Below are 19,683 nucleotides of genomic sequence, written 5' to 3'. Positions count from 1 at the left end.
GGGCTGCCATCCGGACCCGACCGACCCGAACGCCGCGCGACGGCGGCGGACGGGTCGCCCGGCTACTTCGCCTTCTCGAGGATCTCGACGACCCGCCACCGCTTGGTGGCGGACAGCGGCCGGGTCTCCATCAGCAGCACCCGGTCACCGACCCCGCACGCGTTCTGCTCGTCGTGTGCCTTCAGCTTGCTGGTACGGCGCATGACCTTGCCGTACAGCCGGTGCTTGACCCGGTCCTCGACCTCGACGACGACGGTCTTTTCCATCTTGTCGCTGACCACGAGCCCTTCGCGAACCTTGCGGCGGGCCCGGACGACCGTTGCGCCCTGCTCGGGGGCGGTGTTCTCACTCATGATGCAGCCACCTCAGTCGGCGCGGCGGAGAGTCCCAACTCACGCTCACGCATGATCGTGTAGATCCGGGCGATCTCCCGACGGATGACCTGCAGCCGGCGGTTGTTGTCCAGCTGACCGGTCGCGGCCTGCACGCGGAGGTTGAACAGCTCCGCCTTGGCCTCCCGCAGCTTCGTGACCAGCTCCTCCTCGGAGAGTTCACGCAGCTCGGCGGCCGAAACGCCCGCTGCCATCAGCTTTCACCCACTTCGCGCGTCACGATGCGGCACTTCATCGGGAGCTTGTGGATCGCACGACGCATCGCCTCACGCGCGATCTGCTCGTTCGGGAAGGACATCTCGAAGAGCACCCGTCCCGGCTTGATGTTGGCGACCCACCACTCGGGCGAGCCCTTACCGGACCCCATCCGGGTCTCGGCCGGCTTCTTGGTCAGCGCCTGGTCGGGGAAGACCGTGATCCAGACCTTGCCGCCACGCTTGATGTGGCGGGTCATGGCGATACGGGCCGACTCGATCTGACGGTTGGTCACATACGCCGGCTCGAGCGCCTGGATACCGAACTCGCCGAACACCACCCGGGTGCCGCCCTTGGCGGCGCCGGTACGGCTCGGGTGATGCGGCTTGCGGAAGCCCTTCGGGGGCTTGCGCGGGATCAGCATCTGTCAGCCCTCCTGCGCTGAGCTGTCCGCTCCGGCCGAAGCGGCCGGAGTGGCCGGCGCGGCATCAGCCGGCGCGGCACTGCTGGTCGTGGTCGACGGGCCGCCGGAGATCTCCGCGGCGGCCGCCCGGCCGGCCTCGGTGCCACCGGCGGTCGTCCCGCTGGAGCCGGAACGCCCGCGACGGGGCCGGTCCGGCCGCTCCCGGCGGGGACGGCTGGGCGCCTCGGCCGGAGCCTCCCGCCCCGGGACCGCGTCGCCCTTGTAGATCCACACCTTGACGCCGATGCGACCAAAGGTGGTCCGGGCCTCGAAGAAGCCGTACTCGATGTTGGCCCGCAGCGTGTGCAGCGGCACCCGACCCTCGCGGTAGAACTCGGTACGGCTCATCTCCGCACCGCCGAGCCGGCCGGAGACCTGCACCCGGATGCCCTTGACGATCGGGTTCTTCATCGCCGACTGCATGGCCTTGCGCATCGCCCGCCGGAAGCTGACCCGGCTGGCCAGCTGCTCGGCGACGCCCTGCGCGACCAGCTGCGCGTCCGACTCGGGGCTCTTCACCTCGAGGATGTTCAGCTGCACCTGCTTGCCGGTGAGCTTCTCCAGCTTGCCCCGGATCCGGTCCGCCTCGGCGCCCTTGCGGCCGATGACGATGCCCGGGCGGGCGGTGTGGATGTCGACCCGGACCCGGTCACGGGTCCGCTCGATGTCCACCTTGGAGATACCGGCCCGCTCGAGACCGCTGGACATCATCCGGCGGATCTTGACGTCCTCGGCGATGTAGTCCTTGTACAGCTTGTCCGCGTACCAGCGCGACTTCCAGTCGGTCGAGATGCCGAGCCGGAACCCGTGCGGGTGAACTTTCTGACCCATTACTCGGCACCCTCCGTGCTGCTCTGCTTGCCGCCGGCCGGCTCGTTCGCGGTCGTGCCGCCCTGCGCCGTGCTCTCGGTCTGCTCCACGGCCGCCGGCTGCGTGTCGGTCGCTGCCGCCTCGGCCGGCTGGGCCTTCTTCGCGGCCTTCGCCGGCTGGGCCTTGGCCGCCCGCCGCGTCGGCTTCGCCGCGGCGACGGCCTCCACCGCGATGGTGATGTGGCAGGTCCGCTTACGGATCCGGTACGCCCGGCCCTGCGCCCGTGGCCGGAACCGCTTCAGCGTCGGACCCTCGTCCACGAACGCCTCGCTGACCAGCAGCGCGTCGGGGTCCAGCTGCTCGTTGTTCTCGGCGTTGGCGATCGCGCTGGCCAGGACCTTGTACACCTGCTCACTGGCGGCCTGCGGCGCGAACTGCAGGACGGTGAGTGCCTCCTTCGCGGGCAGACCGCGGACGAGGTCGACCACCCGACGCGCCTTCATCGGCGAGATGCGCACGTACCGCGCAACCGCCCGCGCGCCCGGAAGCACCGGAGCGTCGCCCTTCACTGGCATCGCTGTAACCCCTTGATCCTCTATCCGTGCCCGCGACTCAGCGCCGACGGCTCTTGCGGTCGTCCTTCTCGTGACCCTTGAAGGTGCGGGTCAGGGCAAACTCGCCGAGCTTGTGCCCGACCATCGACTCGGTGATGAACACCGGGACGTGCTTGCGCCCGTCGTGCACGGCGATCGTGTGCCCGAGCATCTCCGGGGTGATCGTCGAGCGCCGCGACCAGGTCTTGATGACGTTCTTCGAGCCCTTGTCGTTCTGCGTCTCCACCTTCTTCATCAGGTGGTCGTCGACGAACGGGCCCTTCTTCAGGCTGCGAGGCATGTGCTACCAGACTCCTTCTAGCCGCGCTTGCGGGTGGCGTAGCGGCGGCGGACGATCAGCCGGTCACTCGGCTGGCCCTTACGACGGGTCCGGCCCTCCGGCTTGCCCTTCGGGTTCACCGGGTGGCGACCACCGGAGGTCTTGCCCTCACCACCACCGTGCGGGTGGTCGACCGGGTTCATCGCGACGCCACGGACGGTCGGGCGCTTGCCCTTCCACCGCATGCGGCCCGCCTTGCCCCAGTTGATGTTTGACTGGTCGGCGTTGCCGATCTCGCCGATGGTGGCCCGGCAGCGCACGTCGACCCGGCGGATCTCGCCGGAGGGCATCCGCAGCGTCGCGTAGGCACCCTCCCGGCCGAGCAGCTGGATGCCGGTGCCGGCCGAGCGGGCCAGCTTGGCGCCGCCACCCGGCCGCAGCTCCACACCGTGGATGGTGGAACCGACCGGGATGTTGCGCAGCGGCAGGTTGTTGCCGGGCTTGATGTCGGCGCCGGGACCGGACTCGACGGTGTCGCCCTGCTTCAGGTCCTTCGGCGCGATGATGTAGCGCTTCTCGCCGTCGGCGTAGTGCAGCAGCGCGATCCGGGCGGTCCGGTTCGGGTCGTACTCGATGTGCGCGACCTTCGCCGGTACGCCGTCCTTGTCGACCCGCTTGAAGTCGATCAGCCGGTACTGGCGCTTGTGACCACCGCCGTGGTGCCGGGCGGTGATCCGGCCGTGCGTGTTCCGACCGCCCTTCTTGGGCAGCGGCACCAGCAGCGACTTCTCCGGCGTGGACCGGGTGATCTCGGCGAAGTCGGCGACGGACGAACCACGGCGGCCCGGCGTCGTCGGCTTGTACTTACGGATTGGCATTGTCTACACCCCTCAGCTGACCGGGCCGCCGAAGGCCTCGATACGGTCACCGTCGGCCAGCTTCACCATCGCCCGCTTGGTCGCCTTGCGCTGACCGAAGCCGGTCCGGGTGCGCTTGCGCTTGCCTTCGCGGTTGAGCGTGTTCACGGTCAGCACCCGGACGTCGAAGATCTGCTGGATCGCGATCTTGATCTGGGTCTTGTTGGCGTCCGGGTGGACCAGGAACGTGTACCAGTTCCGGTTGAGCTCGGCGTAGCTCTTCTCCGAGACCACCGGCGCCACGATGATGTCGCGCGGGTCGGCAATCGTGCTCACTTGTCGCCCTCCTCGGTCTGCGCCGGAACACCGAGGAACTCGTCGAGAGCTCCCTTGGTGAAGACCACGTCGTCGGCGACCAGCACGTCGTACGTGTTGAGCTGCCCCACCTCGATGAGGTGCACCAGCGGCTCGCTGTTGCGCAGGTTGCGCAGCGACAGCCAGTTGAGCTCGTCGGTCGCGCTCAGCACGACCAGCACCCGCTTGGCGGAGCTGACCTTGCGCAGCGTGGCCAGGGCGCTCTTGGTCGACGGCTTTTCGCCGGTGACGAACGCCTCCACGACGTGCAGTTGCCCGGCCCGCGCCCGGTCGGAGAGGGCACCGCGCAGCGCGGCGGCCTTCATCTTCTTGGGGGTCCGCTGGCTGTAGTCACGCGGCACCGGGCCGTGCACCACGCCACCGCCGGCGAACTGCGGCGCGCGGATCGAGCCCTGCCGGGCCCGGCCGGTGCCCTTCTGCTTGTACGGCTTCTTGCCGCCGCCGGCGACCTCGCCGCGGGTCTTGGTCTTGTGGGTGCCCTGCCGCGCGGCGGCGAGCTGGGCGACCACGACCTGGTGCATCAGGGCGATGTTGGCCTGTACGTCGAAGACCTCGCCCGGCAGGTCGACGGTGCCGCTCTTGGCACCCTCGGGGTTGATCACGTCAACGGTGGTCATTTGGCGGCACCGCCCTTCTTCGCCTGCGCCTTCGCCGCGCTGCGGACCAGGATCAGCGCGCCCGCCGGGCCCGGGATCGCGCCCTTGACGAGCAGCAGGTTGCTCTCCGGGTCGACCGCCTGCACGGTGAGGTTCTGCACGGTGTAGCGCACGCTGCCCATGCGGCCGGCCATCTTGACGCCCTTGAAAACGCGACCCGGGGTAGCGCAGGCGCCGATCGAGCCGGGCGAGCGGTGCTTGCGCTCGACACCGTGGCTGGCCCGCAGGCCGTGGAAGCCGTGCCGCTTCATGACACCGGCGAAGCCCTTGCCCTTGGTCCGGCCGGTGACGTCGACCCGGGCACCCGGCTCGAAGGTCTCGACGGTGATCTCCTGGCCCAGCTCGTACTCGCTGGCGTCCGTGGTGCGCAGCTCGACCAGGTGCCGCCGCGGTGCCACGCCGGACTTGGCGAAGTGACCGGATTCCGGCTTGTTCACCTTGCGTGGGTCGACCGCGCCGAACGCGAGCTGGACCGCGGAGTAACCGTCCTTGTCGGCGGTCCGCACCTGGGTCACCACACACGGGCCGGCCTGCACCACCGTCACCGGGACGACCCGGTTGTTGTCCCAGACCTGGGTCATGCCGAGCTTGGCGCCCAGGATGCCCTTCACTTGCCTGTCCATTGTCCGGTCCCTACAGCTTGATCTCGATGTCGACGCCAGCCGGCAGGTCGAGGCGCATCAGCGAATCGACCGTCTTCGGAGTCGGGTCGATGATGTCGATCAGACGCTTGTGCGTGCGCATCTCGAAGTGCTCGCGCGAGTCCTTGTACTTGTGCGGCGAACGGATGACGCAGAAACGGTTGATCTCAGTGGGCAGCGGCACCGGGCCTGCGACCTGAGCGCCGGTGCGCGTCACCGTCTCGACGATCTTCCGCGCCGAGGAGTCCACGACCTCGTGGTCATAGGCCTTGAGCCGGATGCGGATCTTTTGTCCCGCCATGGTGGCTTCTGTTCCTTCTCTCTCCGCCCGCAATGGAGCCCGCTCGCCGGAGCGGATGCCGCCGGTCGGACCCCGGCGCTGCCGTTTCATTTCGGTGTCCGACCCCCGCGGTCGGGCGTGTCGCAACCGCTGACCAGGCTCCGCCCCGGGACTCCGGAGCGATCTGGCCCCACGCGGAGACGATCCCCACCGCTGAGGTCTTGGGCACCGGGCCAGGCCAGCGGCATCACCACCCCGGTCGGCGAAACGGCGAAGCCGTACGCTGCCGAACAGTGCGGGTGCCGCGGCGAATCTGCCCCGGACGCCGTGCGAGGGTGGCTGGCTGCCGGGCAGCCAGCCACCCTACGCGGACGCAACCTGACTAGTATGCCGTACCGAGGTACGGCAAGGCCAATCGGGCTACCAGTTCACTTGATGATCTTGGTGACCCGGCCGGCGCCGACGGTGCGGCCACCCTCCCGGATCGCGAACTTCAGGTTCTCCTCCATGGCGATCGGCTGGATCAGCTTCACGCTCATCGAGGTGTTGTCACCGGGCATGACCATCTCGGTGCCTTCCGGCAGCGTGACCACACCGGTCACGTCGGTGGTCCGGAAGTAGAACTGCGGACGGTAGTTCTGGAAGAACGGGGTGTGCCGGCCGCCCTCCTCCTTGGAGAGGATGTAGACCGTCGCCTCGAACTCCGTGTGCGGGGTGGTGGTACCCGGCTTGATGACCACCATGCCGCGCTCGACGTCCTCGCGCTTGATACCACGCAGCAGCAGACCGACGTTCTCACCGGCCCGCGCCTCGTCGAGCAGCTTGCGGAACATCTCGATACCGGTGCAGGTGGTCTTCATCGACTTCTCACGGATGCCGACGATCTCCACCTCCTCGTTCGGCTTGAGCACGCCACGCTCGGCGCGACCGGTCACCACGGTGCCCCGACCGGTGATCGTGAAGACGTCCTCGATCGGCATCAGGAACGGCTTCTCGGTCTCCCGCTCGGGCTGCGGGATCGCGGTGTCGACCGCGTTCATCAGCTCCATGAGCTTGTCGGACCACTCCTGGTCGCCCTCCAGCGCCTTCAGCGCGGAGACCCGGACCACCGGCAGGTCGTCGCCCGGGTACTCCTGGGCCGACAGCAGCTCACGGACCTCGAGCTCGACCAGCTCGAGCAGCTCCTCGTCGTCGACCATGTCGCTCTTGTTGAGCGCCACGACGATGTACGGGACGCCGACCTGACGGGCCAGCAGCACGTGCTCGCGGGTCTGCGGCATCGGGCCGTCGGTCGCCGCGACCACCAGGATCGCGCCGTCCATCTGCGCGGCACCGGTGATCATGTTCTTGATGTAGTCGGCGTGCCCGGGGCAGTCGACGTGCGCGTAGTGCCGCGCCTCGGTCTGGTACTCGACGTGCGCGATCGAGATCGTGATGCCGCGGGCCTTCTCCTCCGGCGCCTTGTCGATCTCGTCGAACGGCGTGTACGGGTTGAGGTCCGGCATCCTGTCGTGCAGGACCTTGGTGATGGCCGCCGTCAGCGTCGTCTTACCGTGGTCGATGTGACCAATGGTGCCGATGTTGACGTGCGGCTTAGTCCGCTCGAACTTCGCCTTCGCCACTGGTGTCCTCCTGTGGACTTCTTGGTTCGTACGCCCGGCGCGCCGTTCGGCGCTTAGGACTCTGTCGACAGCCTTTCCGGTCCGGTGTCGGCGACCGGGAAGTGCTCGGGTCTTGCGGCGGTCACGCCTTCAGGCCCGGTATGCAGCTCGCCCGAGACGGGCCGGGGAGGGTCAACTCCCCAACCCGTTACTCGCCCGTCGCCTTCGCGATGATCTCCTTCGCCACGCTCTGCGGCACTTCGGCGTAGGAGTCGAACTGCATGCTGTAGCTCGCCCGGCCCTGGGTCTTCGACCGCAGGTCGCCGACGTAGCCGAACATCTCCGACAGTGGCACCAGGGCACGGACGACGCGGGCTCCGCCGCGCTCCTCCATCGCCTGGATGATGCCACGCCGGGAGTTGAGGTCGCCGATGACGTCACCCATGTTCTCCTCGGGAGAGGTGACCTCAACGGCCATCATCGGTTCGAGCAGCGCGGGGTCCGCCCGGCGGGCGGCCTCCTTGAGCGCCATCGAACCGGCGATCTTGAACGCCATCTCGGACGAGTCGACCTCGTGGTACTGCCCGTCGACCAGGGTCAGCTTGACCCCGACCAGCGGGTAGCCGGCGAGGATGCCGTACTGCATGGCGTCCTGGGCACCGGCGTCGACCGACGGGATGAACTCCCGCGGCACCCGACCACCGGTCACCGCGTTGGCGAACTCGTAGGTCGGCGCCTCGTTGTCCAGCGGCAGCGGCTCCAGACTGATGATCACCCGGGCGTACTGGCCGGAACCACCGGTCTGCTTCTTGTGGGTGTACTCGACCTTCTCCACCTTCCGGCGGATGGTCTCCCGGTACGCCACCTGCGGCTTGCCGATGTTGGCCTCGACGTTGAACTCGCGGCGCATCCGGTCGACCAGGATGTCCAGGTGCAGCTCGCCCATGCCGGCGATGACCGTCTGCCCGGTCTCCTCGTCGTTCTTGACGCGGAAGGTCGGGTCCTCCTCGGCCAGCCGCTGGATAGCGGTGGAGAGCTTCTCCTGGTCGGCCTTTGTCTTGGGCTCGATCGCCACCTCGATGACCGGCTCCGGGAACGTCATCGACTCCAGGATGACCGGGTTCGCCGGATCGGACAGGGTGTCGCCGGTGGTGGTCTGCTTCAGGCCCTGGACGGCGATGATGTCGCCGGCGATCGCGGTCGCCCGCTCCTCACGCTTGTTCGCGTGCATCTGGTAGATCTTGCCGATCCGCTCCTTGCGGTCCTTGGTGGAGTTGATCACCTGGGACCCGGAGTCCAGCGTGCCGGAGTAGACCCGTACGTAGGTCAGCTTGCCGAGGTGCCGGTCGGTCTGGATCTTGAACGCGAGGCCGGAGAACGGCTCGGTGGTCGACGGCTTGCGCAGCATCGGCGTCTCGCCGTCCGTCGCGGTGCCCTCGATCGCCGGGATGTCCAGCGGCGACGGCAGGTAGTCGACCACCGCGTCCAGCATCGGCTGGACGCCCTTGTTCTTGAACGCCGAGCCGCACAGCACCGGGTTGCCCTTGTCGGCGAGGGTGGCCCGGCGGATCGCCGCCTTGATCTCCTCGACCGACAACTCCTCACCCTCGAGGTACTTCTCCATGATGGAGTCGTCCACGTCGGCGAGGGTCTCCAGCAGCTTCTCCCGCCACTCGGCGGCCGAATCGGCGAGGTCGGCCGGGATCTCCTCGACCGCGTAGTCCTCGCCCTTCATCGTCTCGCCACGCCAGGTGAGCGCCCGCATCTCGACCAGGTCGACGACACCGATGTGGCCGCTCTCGAGGCCGATCGGGATCTGCAGCACCAGCGGGGTGGCGTTGAGCCGGTCCACCATCATCTGCACGCAGCGGAAGAAGTCGGCCCCGGTCCGGTCGAGCTTGTTGACGAAGCACATCCGGGGGACCTTGTACTTGTCCGCCTGCCGCCACACGTTCTCGGTCTGCGGCTCCACGCCGGCCACGCCGTCGTAGACCGCGACCGCACCATCGAGCACCCGCAACGACCGCTCGACCTCGACCGTGAAGTCGACGTGGCCCGGCGTGTCGATGATCTGGATCGTGTGGCCCTTCCACTCGCACTTGGTGGCGGCGGAGGTGATGGTGATGCCCCGCTCCTGCTCCTGTTCCATCCAGTCCATGACGGCAGCGCCCTCGTGGACCTCACCGATCTTGTAGGTGATACCGGTGTAGAACAGGATCCGCTCAGTGGTGGTGGTCTTACCGGCATCGATGTGCGCCATGATGCCGATGTTGCGTACCTTGGCGAGCGCGTCTACGGCGGCCACTTCAATCCCTACTTCGTCTCGTCGTCGACTGTGTCTGCGCGGCTATGCCGGCGGGCATGACAGCGGCTTACCAGCGGTAGTGGGCGAAGGCCTTGTTGGACTCCGCCATCTTGTGGGTGTCCTCGCGGCGCTTGACCGCCGCGCCGAGACCGTTGCTCGCGTCCAGCAGCTCGTTCATCAGCCGCTCGATCATCGTCTTCTCCCGGCGGGCCTTGGAGTACTGGACGAGCCAGCGCAGCCCGAGGGTGGTCGCCCGGGACGGGCGAACCTCGACCGGCACCTGGTACGTCGCGCCACCGACCCGGCGGCTGCGGACCTCCAGGGTCGGCTTCACGTTGTCCATGGCGCGCTTGAGGGTGACGACCGGGTCGGTGCCGGACTTCTCCCGGCAGCCCTCCAGGGCGCCGTAGACGATCCGCTCGGCGAGCTGACGCTTGCCCCGCAGCAGGATCTTGTTGACCAGCTGGGTCACCAGCGGGGAGTTGTACACCGGGTCCGCGACCAGGGGGCGACGCGGAGCAGGGCCCTTACGCGGCATCTCAGCTCTTCTCCTTCTTCGCGCCGTAGCGGCTGCGAGCCTGCTTGCGGTTGCGGACACCCTGGGTGTCCAGCGAACCGCGGACAATCTTGTAGCGGACGCCCGGAAGGTCCTTCACCCGGCCGCCGCGCACCAGCACGATGGAGTGCTCCTGCAGGTTGTGGCCGACGCCGGGGATGTAGGCGGTCACCTCGATCTGGCTGCTCAGCTTCACCCGAGCGACCTTGCGCAGCGCGGAGTTCGGCTTCTTGGGGGTGGTGGTGTACACACGGGTGCACACGCCACGACGCTGCGGGCTGCCCTTGAGCGCCGGCGTCTTGGTCTTGCTCGTCTTGTCCTGGCGGCCCTTACGGACCAGCTGCTGGATCGTTGGCACCGGGTTCCTTTGCTCCCTCCGGCCGCACAGGCGGCCGCACTTTTCCTCAGCCGCCCCGCAGGCCGACTCTCCTACACTCCGACCGGCCACCCGCCAGGGCACCGGCACCCGCGGTCGGGCGTGTCGCCCGCACACGGACCCGGCTGTCAGCTGTCAACCACCGGGATCTGCACTCCGCCGTTGCGCTGCTCGATGACCATCGGCTGGATCGGGCGCACGCACGACTTGCCCGGGCAGGCCGGGCACAAGAGGGTAGAGTACCCACCACGCGCGCGCAGGTCAAAACGGCGGCACCGAACTCCTGACCCTGGCCCCGTAATCTCGGAACCCGAACCCCGGACCTCGGATCGGCCGTCTGTCTGCTCCGCCCGCAGCGGACCGCTCCGGTCACCAAGTGTACCGGTTCGCCCGGCTGCCGGCCCGGCGGGCGGCGTACTGGGCACTGGCCGGATACTCCGGCGAATGTCAGCCGGCGACCAGCAGGAGCGCGACGGCGAAGCTGAACAGGGTCACCGCCAGCCCCACCCCGCCGCAGCTGATCCCGGCGATCGCCAGACCGCGGCCGGTGAACCGCACCGCCGGCGGTGGCGCGGTCTGCCGGACCTGGCGCAGACCGAGCAGGCCCAGGCCGACGGCCGCCCCTCCGAAGGCGACGCCGAGCAGGGTGAACGCCCCGGCGGCCCAGCCGCCCCAGCCACCGTCCGCGCCGGCCACGCCCAGGCAGCCGACGGTCAGCGAGACCAGCACCGAGATGACGCCGGCGATCAACGACGTCACCGCCAGCCCGGACACCACCGGCGACACCTCCAGGTGCACCAGCCCGAAACTCGTGCCGGGCACCTGCTCCACCCGCCGTGGGGACAGCCGTCCCTCCGGCGGTGGCGGGGCCACCGGTCGGGCACCGGGCGGCGGCCCGATCGGCGGCCCGGCCGGTGGCGCTGCGGTCCCGTACCCCGAGGGCTGGGTCACCTGCGTTCCTCCTCGTCCTGCGACCGGCCCAGCCGGTCGTCCGTGACCGGCCGGTGACGCGGCCCGGTCGCCCGGGCCGGCCAGTGCCGCTGCGGTCAGTCGATGCCGGGGTCGAAGTCCTGCCCGACCGGACCGGTGGCCCAGTCGAAGATGCCGAACACCAGCGCCAGGGTCAACGTCACGGCGGCGAGGAGCAGGCCCGTCCCGGCCAGGCGTTCGCCGCGGCGCAGCCAGCCCGCCCCGGTCAGGTAACCCCGCGACGAGTACGCCTCCCGGCGCGCCTGGTTGGCCAGCAGCAGCGCCACCACGGCCGGCACCACGCCGCCGACCAGTAGCCCGGTGATCGCCGCGACCAGCCCGAGCGCGAAGACGGCTCCGGCCTTGGTGGACCGCACCGGGTCGGGGTCCGCCGGATGCCGTGGCGTCGGGTGCGCGGCCTGGGGCACCGGGGTCACCTGCACGGTGCCAGCCTACAAGCTGAAGGCGCCTGCCCCGCCGCGGTCGCGGCGGGGCAGGCGCCCGGACAGTCGTACCAGCCGTTGATCAGCGGTAGGAACCGAAATCGAAGTCGTCCAGCGGTACGGCCTGACCGCTGGCCGGCCCGAACCCGTAGTCGGTCTCCGGGTAGCCGGTCATCGAGTAGACCTTCGCCTTCGCTTCCTCGGTCGGCTCGACCCGGATGTTGCGGTACTTGCTGATGCCGGTACCGGCCGGGATGAGCTTACCGATGATCACGTTCTCCTTGAGGCCGATCAGCGAGTCGCTGCGGGCGTTGATCGCCGCGTCGGTCAGCACCCGGGTGGTCTCCTGGAAGGAGGCCGCCGAGAGCCAGGAGTCGGTGGCCAGCGACGCCTTGGTGATGCCCATCAGCATCGGCCGACCGGCGGCGGGCTCGCCGCCTTCGGAGACGAGCCGGCGGTTCTCCGACTCGAAGACCGCGCGGTCGACGAGCACACCGGGCAGCAGTTCGGTGCCGCCGGAGTCGATGACCGTCACCCGCTTGAGCATCTGCCGGATGATGATCTCGATGTGCTTGTCGTGGATCAGCACACCCTGCGAGCGGTAGACCTCCTGGACCTCCTGGGTCAGGTGGACCTGGACCGCCCGCGGGCCGAGGATCCGCAGCAGTTCGTGCGGATCGATGGTGCCCTCGGTGAGCTTCTCGCCGACGGTGACGTGGTCACCGTCGTGCACCCGCAGCCGGACCCGCTTGGAGACCTTGTCGTGGACGATCTCGTCGCTGCCGTCGTCCGGGATGACGACGATCTTCCGGGACCGTTCGCCGTCCTCGATCCGCACCCGGCCCGGGGTGTCGGCGATCGGCGCCTTGCCCTTCGGCACCCGGGCCTCGAAGATCTCCTGCACCCGGGGCAGACCCTGGGTGATGTCCTCACCGGCGACACCACCGGTGTGGAAGGTCCGCATCGTCAGCTGGGTACCCGGCTCACCGATCGACTGGGCGGCGATGATGCCGACCGCCTCGCCGATGTCCACCGTCTTGCCGGTGGGCAGCGAACGCCCGTAGCAGGCGCCGCAGACGCCCAGCTTGGATTCGCAGGTGAGCACGCTGCGTACCCGCACCGTCTCGACCCCGGCGGCGACCAGCTTGTCCACCAGGATCGAGTTGAGGTCCGCGCCGCGCTCGACCACGACCTCGCCGTCGGCACCCTTGATGTCCTCGGCGAGGGTACGGGCGTGCACGCCGGTCTCGGCGAACTCGTGCACCACCAGCTTGCCGTCGAGCCGCTCACCGACCTGCATGGTGATCGCCCGGTCGGTGCCGCAGTCCTCCTCGCGGATGATGACGTCCTGCGACACGTCGACCAGTCGACGGGTCAGGTAACCGGAGTCGGCGGTCCGCAGCGCGGTGTCGGCCAGACCCTTACGGGCACCGTGGGTGGAGATGAAGTACTCCAGTACCGACAGACCCTCCCGGTAGCTCGACTTGATCGGCCGCGGGATGATCTCGCCCTTCGGGTTGGCCACCAGACCACGGATCGCGGCGATCTGCCGCAGCTGCAGCAGGTTGCCTCGGGCACCAGAGTGGATCATCTTCCACAGCGGGTTCTCGTGCGGCAGCGAGGTCTCCAGATCCTTGGCGATCTCGTTGGTCGCCTTGGTCCAGATCTCGATCAGCTCACCGCGTCGTTCCTCGCCGGTCATCAGACCGCGCTGGTACTGCTTGTCGATCCGGGCGGCCTCCGCCTCGTACCGCTCCAGGGTCTCCTGCTTGTGCGGCGGCGCGACGACGTCCTGCATGCCGATGGTCACGCCGGACCAGGTGGCCCAGTGGTAGCCGGCCTCCTTGAGCCCGTCCAGGGTCGCCGCGAGAGCCACCTTCGGGAACCGCTCGGCCAAGTCGTTGACGATCGCCGACAGCTGGCTCTTGCGGACCTCGTAGTTGACGAACCGGTAGCCGACCGGCATGACCTCGTTGAACAGCACCCGGCCGAGGGTGGTGTCGACGATCAGCGGCGTACCCGGCTGCCAATCCTCGGGTGCCACCCAACGCGACGCGCCGGCACCGTTGTCGACCTCGACCACGCCGTGCAGCCGGATCCGGACCGGCGACTGCAGGTGCAGTTCGCCGTTGTCGAACGCCATCCGGGCCTCGGCGTCCGAGCTGAACACCCGACCCTCACCGGTCAGACCCTCGGTCCGGTGGGTGAGGTGGTACAGCCCGATGATCATGTCCTGGGTGGGCATGGTCACCGGCTTGCCGTCGGACGGCTTGAGGATGTTGTTCGACGACAGCATCAGGATCCGGGCCTCGGCCTGCGCCTCGGCCGACAGCGGTACGTGCACCGCCATCTGGTCACCGTCGAAGTCGGCGTTGAAGGCGGTGCAGACCAACGGGTGGATCTGGATCGCCTTGCCCTCGACCAGCTGCGGCTCGAACGCCTGGATGCCCAGCCGGTGCAGGGTCGGCGCCCGGTTGAGCAGCACCGGGTGCTCGGAGATGACCTCTTCGAGCACGTCCCACACCACCGGCCGCTGCCGCTCGACCATCCGCTTGGCGGACTTGATGTTCTGCGCGTGGTTCAGGTCGACCAGCCGCTTCATCACGAACGGCTTGAACAGCTCCAGCGCCATCTGCTTGGGCAGACCGCACTGGTGCAGCTTCAGCTTCGGACCGACGACGATGACCGACCGGCCGGAGTAGTCGACCCGCTTGCCGAGCAGGTTCTGCCGGAACCGGCCCTGCTTGCCCTTGAGCATGTCGGACAGCGACTTCAGCGGACGGTTACCCGGGCCGGTGACCGGCCGGCCGCGGCGGCCGTTGTCGAACAGCGCGTCAACGGCCTCCTGCAGCATCCGCTTCTCGTTGTTGACGATGATCTCCGGTGCGCCCAGGTCGATCAGCCGCTTGAGCCGGTTGTTCCGGTTGATCACCCGGCGGTACAGGTCGTTGAGGTCGCTGGTGGCGAACCGGCCACCGTCGAGCTGCACCATCGGGCGCAGGTCCGGCGGGATCACCGGTACGCAGTCGAGGACCATGCCCCCGGGCGAGTTCCGGGTGCTGAGGAACGCGGCGACCACCTTGAGCCGCTTCAAGGCCCGGATCTTGCGCTGGCCCTTGCCGCTCCGGATGATCTCCCGCAGGTTGTCCGCCTCGGCGTCCAGATCCATGTGCTGCAGCAGGGTCTTGATCGCCTCGGCGCCCATCCCGCCGGTGAAGTACTCACCGAACCGGTCGCGCAGCTCCCGGTACAGCAGCTCGTCGGTGACCAGCTGCTTCGGCTCCAGCTTGCGGAAGGTGTCGAGCACCTCGTCGAGCCGGTCGATCTCCCGCTGCGCCCGGTCGCGGATCTGGCGCATCTCCCGCTCGCCGGACTCCTTGACCTTGCGGCGTACGTCGGCCTTGGCGCCCTCGGCCTCCAGCTCGGCCAGGTCGGCCTCCAGCTTGGCGGCCCGCTTCTCGATCTCCGAGTCGCGGCTGTTCTCCGACTGGCGCTTCTCCGCGAAGATCTCGTTCTCGATCGTCGACATGTCGCGGTGGCGCGCCTCGGCGTCCACCCCGGTCACCACGTACGACGCGAAGTAGATGATCTTTTCCAGGTCCTTCGGCGCCAGGTCGAGCAGGTAGCCGAGCCGGCTCGGGACGCCCTTGAAGTACCAGATGTGAGTGACCGGAGCGGCGAGCTCGATGTGCCCCATCCGCTCACGACGGACCTTGGAGCGGGTCACCTCGACGCCGCACCGCTCACAGATGATGCCCTTGAAGCGGACGCGCTTGTACTTGCCGCAGTAGCACTCCCAGTCCCGCTGCGGGCCGAAGATCTTCTCGCAGAAGAGCCCGTCCTTCTCCGGCTTGAGGGTGCGGTAGTTGATCGTCTCGGGCTTCTTGACCTCGCCGTGGGACCACTGACGAATGTCGTCGGCGGTGGCGAGACCGATGCGCAACTCGTCGAAGAAGTTGACGTCGAGCACGTTTCGTGTCCCCTATGTCGTCGTCGCTACTGCTGGTTCACGGGGCCTCGGTCGGCGGCCCTGGGGTCAGGGCCGCCGACCGCGCCTCACACTTCCTCGACCGAGCTCGGCTCCCGCCGGGACAGGTCGATACCGAGTTCCTCCGCGGCCCGGAACACCTCGTCGTCGGTCTCGCGCATCTCCAGGGCCACGCCGTCGCTGGACAGCACCTCGACGTTGAGGCACAGCGACTGCAGCTCCTTGAGCAGCACCTTGAACGACTCCGGGATGCCCGGCTCGGGGATGTTCTCGCCCTTGACAATCGCCTCGTAGACCTTGACCCGGCCCAGGACGTCGTCCGACTTGATGGTGAGCAGCTCCTGCAGCGCGTAGGCGGCGCCGTAGGCCTGCATCGCCCAGCACTCCATCTCACCGAAGCGCTGGCCGCCGAACTGTGCCTTACCGCCGAGCGGCTGCTGGGTGATCATGGAGTACGGGCCAGTCGACCGCGCGTGGATCTTGTCGTCCACCAGGTGGTTGAGCTTGAGGATGTAGATGTAGCCGACCGCGATCGCGTCCGGCAGCGGCTCACCGGACCGGCCGTCGAACAGCTGGGCCTTGCCCGAGCTGCCGATCAGCTGCACGCCGTCCCGGTTGGGCAGGGTGCTGCCCAGCAGGCCGGTGATCTCCTCCTCGCGGACACCGTCGAAGACCGGGGTCGCGACGTTGGTGTCCGGCTCGGCGTCGTCCGAGCCGATGGCGCGCAGCGCGGCCTTCCACTCGGCGTCGTCACCCTCGACCTTCCACCCGGTCTTGGCCACCCACCCGAGGTGGGTCTCCAGGATCTGGCCGATGTTCATCCGGCCCGGCACACCGAGCGGGTTGAGCACGATGTCGACCGGCGTGCCGTCGGAGAGGAACGGCATGTCCTCGACCGGCAGGATCTTGGAGATGACGCCCTTGTTGCCGTGCCGGCCGGCGAGCTTGTCGCCGTCCTGGATCTTCCGCTTCTGCGCGACGTAGACCCGGACCAGCTCGTTGACGCCGGGCGGCAACTCGTCGCCGTCGTCGCGGGAGAAGGTCCGTACGCCGATCACCGTGCCGGTCTCGCCGTGCGGCACCTTCAGTGAGGTGTCCCGGACCTCCCGGGCCTTCTCGCCGAAGATCGCCCGCAGCAGCCGCTCCTCCGGGGTCAGCTCGGTCTCACCCTTCGGGGTGACCTTGCCGACCAGGATGTCACCGGGAACCACCTCGGCGCCGATCCGGATGATGCCGCGCTCGTCGAGGTCGGCGAGCATCTCCTCGCTGACGTTCGGGATGTCGCGGGTGATCTCCTCGGGGCCGAGCTTGGTGTCCCGGGCGTCGACCTCGTGCTCCTCGATGTGGATCGAGGTGAGCACGTCCTGCTGCACCAGCCGCTGGGACAGGATGATGGCGTCCTCGTAGTTGTAACCCTCCCACGGCATGAACGCCACGAGCAGGTTGCGGCCGAGTGCCATCTCGCCGTCGTCGGTACACGGGCCGTCCGCGATGACCTGGCCGGCCTCGACCCGGTCGCCCTCGAAGACGGTCGGCTTCTGGTTGACGCAGGAGCCGGCGTTCGAGCGACGGAACTTGTGCAGCAGGTAGGTCCGGCGGTGGCCGTCGTCCTGGTGCACGGTGACGTAGTCGGCGCACAGGTCCTCGACCACACCACCGGACTCGGCGATCACCACGTCACCGGCGTCGACCGCGGCGCGGTACTCCATGCCGGTGCCGACCAGCGGGGACTCCGCCTTGACCAGCGGCACCGCCTGGCGCTGCATGTTCGCGCCCATCAGCGCCCGGTTGGCGTCGTCGTGCTCCAGGAACGGGATCATCGCGGTGGCGACGGAGACCATCTGCCGCGGTGATACGTCCATGTAGTCGACGGCCGCCGGCGGGACGAAGTCGACCTCACCGCCCTTGCGTCGGACCAGGACCCGGTCCTCGGCGAAGGTGCCGTCGGCCATCAGCGGCGCGTTGGCCTGCGCCTTGACGAACCGGTCCTCCTCGTCCGCGGTCAGGTAGTCGATCTGGTCGGTGACCCGGCCGTCGATGACCTTGCGGTACGGGGTCTCGATGAAGCCGAACGGGTTGACCCGCCCGAAGGTGGACAGCGCCCCGATCAGACCGATGTTCGGGCCTTCCGGGGTCTCGATCGGGCACATCCGACCGTAGTGCGACGGGTGCACGTCACGGACCTCGAAGCCGGCCCGTTCCCGGGACAGACCACCCGGGCCGAGCGCGCTGAGCCGCCGGCGGTGGGTCAACCCGGCCAGCGGGTTGGTCTGGTCCATGAACTGGGACAGCTGCGAGGTGCCGAAGAACTCCTTGATCGCCGCCACCACCGGGCGGATGTTGATCAGGGTCTGCGGCGTGATGGCCTCGACGTCCTGCGTCGTCATCCGCTCGCGGACGACCCGCTCCATCCGGGACAGGCCGACCCGTACCTGGTTCTGGATCAGCTCGCCGACGGTACGCAGCCGCCGGTTGCCGAAGTGGTCGATGTCGTCGGCTTCGTAGCCCTCCTCACCGGCGTGCAGCCGGCAGAGGTACTCGACGGTGGCGACGATGTCGTCCTCGGTGAGCGTCCCGGAGTTGATCGGGACGTCGAGGTTGAGCTTCTTGTTGAACTTGTACCGGCCGACCTTGGCGACGTCGTACCGCTTGGGGTTGAAGAACAGGTTGTCGAGCAGCGTCTGCGCGTTCTCGCGGGTCGGCGGCTCACCAGGACGGAGCTTGCGGTAGATGTCGAGCAGCGCCTCGTCCACCCCGGCGATGTGGTCCTTCTCCAGGGTGGTCATCATCAGCTCGGACCAGCCGAACCGCTCCCGGATCCGGTCGGCGGACCAACCGATGGCCTTGAGCAGGACGGTGACGGCCTGACGCCGCTTACGGTCGATGCGGACACCGACGGTGTCGCGCTTGTCGATGTCGAACTCCAGCCAGGCACCCCGGCTAGGGATCACCTTGACGCTGGACAGGTCGCGGTCGGAGGTCTTGTCCGGCTGCTTGTCGAAGTACACGCCCGGGGACCGGACGAGCTGGCTGACCACCACGCGCTCGGTGCCGTTGATGATGAAGGTGCCCTTCGGCGTCATCATCGGGAAGTCACCCATGAACACCGTCTGGCTCTTGATCTCGCCGGTGGTGTTGTTGGTGAACTCCGCGGTGACGAAGAGCGGTGCGCAGTAGGTCAGGTCCTTCTCCTTGCACTCCTCGATCGAGGCCTTGACCTCGTCGAAGCGCGGGCTGGAGAAGGAGAGCGACATGGTGCCGGAAAAGTCCTCAATGGGACTGATCTCGTCGAGGATCTCCGCGAGGCCGGATCGTGCGTGCGGGTCGTCAGCCGACCGGCCCTGCCAAGCCTCGTTGCCCACCAGCCAGTCGAACGACTCGGTCTGGATGGAGAGAAGGTTGGGGACCTCGAGGTGTTCGGTGATCCGGCCGAATGAGATTCGGCGAGGAGCGAAAGCGCTCGACGTACGACTGGTCTTCGCAGGGCGGGAAGCTGCCAAGATGCGTCCTTCCGAGGACCGGTGCTGCAGACGGCTGTTTCGCGCGCACTCCAAAGAACCTCGGTCAAAATATCCAGGATCGGACATTCCGAGCGCGAGGCAAGTCGGAAGGCAGCGCAAACTAGCAGTGTAGCCGAGCGGCTAACCGCTGTCCAGCCCGACGCCGAAGGACGTCGCGGAGCTGGTCGGGGCGACCGGGACCGGTGCCTCCGTACCGCTCGGAACGCGGCGTTCCCACGGAGCCTGGTGGGGGCTGGCGAACACCGGGACCCCTGACCGGTCTCCCGATCCGGCGACCCGCTGCTGGTGCCATTACCCAGCTTTGGCCGTCGCAAGCCCGTGAAACAGCTTGCTGTAGTCAGCGTGCCTGCCGGTCCGTGCCGCGTCAAGGCCTGTCGTACGG

The 19,683-nt window shown here is 68.3% G+C and carries 19 protein-coding genes; all 19 read right to left on the bottom strand.

What is annotated here, in order from left to right:
* Nucleotides 1-62: 62 nt before the first annotated feature.
* Entirely contained in the window at nt 63-353 is a 291-nt protein-coding gene (gene rpsQ, locus O7629_RS30685; protein WP_123606140.1) for a 30S ribosomal protein S17, read from the bottom strand.
* Nucleotides 350-586: a 50S ribosomal protein L29 gene (rpmC, locus tag O7629_RS30680; protein ID WP_278173689.1), complete on the bottom strand. Its 237-nt coding sequence runs from the start codon at nt 584-586 to the stop codon at nt 350-352. The genes rpsQ and rpmC overlap by 4 nt, the downstream gene beginning before the upstream one ends.
* Nucleotides 586-1,011 carry a 50S ribosomal protein L16 gene (rplP, locus tag O7629_RS30675; protein WP_123606142.1) on the bottom strand — a complete coding sequence of 142 codons (426 nt, stop codon included), beginning with the start codon at nt 1,009-1,011 and terminating at the stop codon, nt 586-588. The genes rpmC and rplP overlap by 1 nt, the downstream gene beginning before the upstream one ends.
* A 3-nt stretch (nt 1,012-1,014) precedes the next feature.
* Nucleotides 1,015-1,881 carry a 30S ribosomal protein S3 gene (gene rpsC / locus O7629_RS30670; RefSeq protein WP_278173687.1) on the bottom strand — a complete coding sequence of 289 codons (867 nt, stop codon included), beginning with the start codon at nt 1,879-1,881 and terminating at the stop codon, nt 1,015-1,017.
* On the bottom strand, nt 1,881-2,435 hold the full coding sequence (gene rplV / locus O7629_RS30665) for a 50S ribosomal protein L22 (RefSeq protein WP_278173685.1): 555 nt from the start codon (nt 2,433-2,435) through the stop codon (nt 1,881-1,883). Before rplV ends, rpsC begins: the two co-directional genes overlap by 1 nt.
* Nucleotides 2,436-2,472: 37 nt before the next feature.
* Entirely contained in the window at nt 2,473-2,754 is a 282-nt protein-coding gene (gene rpsS / locus O7629_RS30660) for a 30S ribosomal protein S19 (protein ID WP_123606145.1), read from the bottom strand.
* A 17-nt stretch (nt 2,755-2,771) separates the two neighbouring features.
* Nucleotides 2,772-3,611: a 50S ribosomal protein L2 gene (gene rplB, locus O7629_RS30655; protein ID WP_278173683.1), complete on the bottom strand. Its 840-nt coding sequence runs from the start codon at nt 3,609-3,611 to the stop codon at nt 2,772-2,774.
* 12 nt (nt 3,612-3,623) lie between these two features.
* Complete coding sequence (gene rplW / locus O7629_RS30650; RefSeq protein WP_278173680.1) at nt 3,624-3,926, bottom strand: 50S ribosomal protein L23; 303 nt, start codon at nt 3,924-3,926, stop codon at nt 3,624-3,626.
* Nucleotides 3,923-4,582 (bottom strand): 50S ribosomal protein L4, encoded by a 660-nt coding sequence (gene rplD / locus O7629_RS30645; RefSeq protein WP_278173679.1) that lies wholly within the window; start codon nt 4,580-4,582, stop codon nt 3,923-3,925. The genes rplW and rplD overlap by 4 nt, the downstream gene beginning before the upstream one ends.
* A complete protein-coding gene (rplC, locus tag O7629_RS30640) occupies nt 4,579-5,244 on the bottom strand; it encodes a 50S ribosomal protein L3 (RefSeq protein ID WP_278173677.1) in 666 nt (221 codons plus the stop codon). The genes rplD and rplC overlap by 4 nt, the downstream gene beginning before the upstream one ends.
* Nucleotides 5,245-5,254: 10 nt before the next feature.
* Nucleotides 5,255-5,563: a 30S ribosomal protein S10 gene (gene rpsJ / locus O7629_RS30635; RefSeq protein ID WP_007073037.1), complete on the bottom strand. Its 309-nt coding sequence runs from the start codon at nt 5,561-5,563 to the stop codon at nt 5,255-5,257.
* Between the two features lie 407 nt (nt 5,564-5,970).
* The gene (gene tuf, locus O7629_RS30630; protein ID WP_123606150.1) at nt 5,971-7,164 is read right to left on the bottom strand and encodes an elongation factor Tu; all 1,194 of its coding nucleotides are present in this window, start codon (nt 7,162-7,164) and stop codon (nt 5,971-5,973) included.
* Nucleotides 7,165-7,351: 187 nt separating this feature from the next.
* Nucleotides 7,352-9,448 carry an elongation factor G gene (gene fusA, locus O7629_RS30625; RefSeq protein ID WP_278173675.1) on the bottom strand — a complete coding sequence of 699 codons (2,097 nt, stop codon included), beginning with the start codon at nt 9,446-9,448 and terminating at the stop codon, nt 7,352-7,354.
* A gap of 67 nt (nt 9,449-9,515) precedes the next feature.
* A complete protein-coding gene (gene rpsG, locus O7629_RS30620; RefSeq protein WP_278112081.1) occupies nt 9,516-9,986 on the bottom strand; it encodes a 30S ribosomal protein S7 in 471 nt (156 codons plus the stop codon).
* Between the two features lies 1 nt (nt 9,987).
* A complete protein-coding gene (rpsL, locus tag O7629_RS30615; protein WP_123606153.1) occupies nt 9,988-10,362 on the bottom strand; it encodes a 30S ribosomal protein S12 in 375 nt (124 codons plus the stop codon).
* A 465-nt stretch (nt 10,363-10,827) separates the two neighbouring features.
* Nucleotides 10,828-11,202, bottom strand: a complete 375-nt coding sequence (locus tag O7629_RS30610) for a hypothetical protein (protein ID WP_278174744.1) — start codon at nt 11,200-11,202, stop codon at nt 10,828-10,830.
* Nucleotides 11,203-11,426: 224 nt separating this feature from the next.
* Nucleotides 11,427-11,792 (bottom strand): hypothetical protein, encoded by a 366-nt coding sequence (locus O7629_RS30605; protein WP_278173671.1) that lies wholly within the window; start codon nt 11,790-11,792, stop codon nt 11,427-11,429.
* An 82-nt stretch (nt 11,793-11,874) separates the two neighbouring features.
* Nucleotides 11,875-15,762: a DNA-directed RNA polymerase subunit beta' gene (locus O7629_RS30600; RefSeq protein ID WP_278173669.1), complete on the bottom strand. Its 3,888-nt coding sequence runs from the start codon at nt 15,760-15,762 to the stop codon at nt 11,875-11,877.
* Between the two features lie 86 nt (nt 15,763-15,848).
* Entirely contained in the window at nt 15,849-19,280 is a 3,432-nt protein-coding gene (locus O7629_RS30595; protein WP_278173667.1) for a DNA-directed RNA polymerase subunit beta, read from the bottom strand.
* Nucleotides 19,281-19,683 lie beyond the last annotated feature (403 nt).

The sequence above is a fragment of the Solwaraspora sp. WMMD792 genome (assembly GCF_029626105.1).
In the GTDB taxonomy this organism is placed as follows: domain Bacteria; phylum Actinomycetota; class Actinomycetes; order Mycobacteriales; family Micromonosporaceae; genus Micromonospora_E.
The sequence above is the reverse complement of the archived record's forward strand: the minus strand, read 5'-3'. Positions and strand labels throughout refer to the sequence as shown.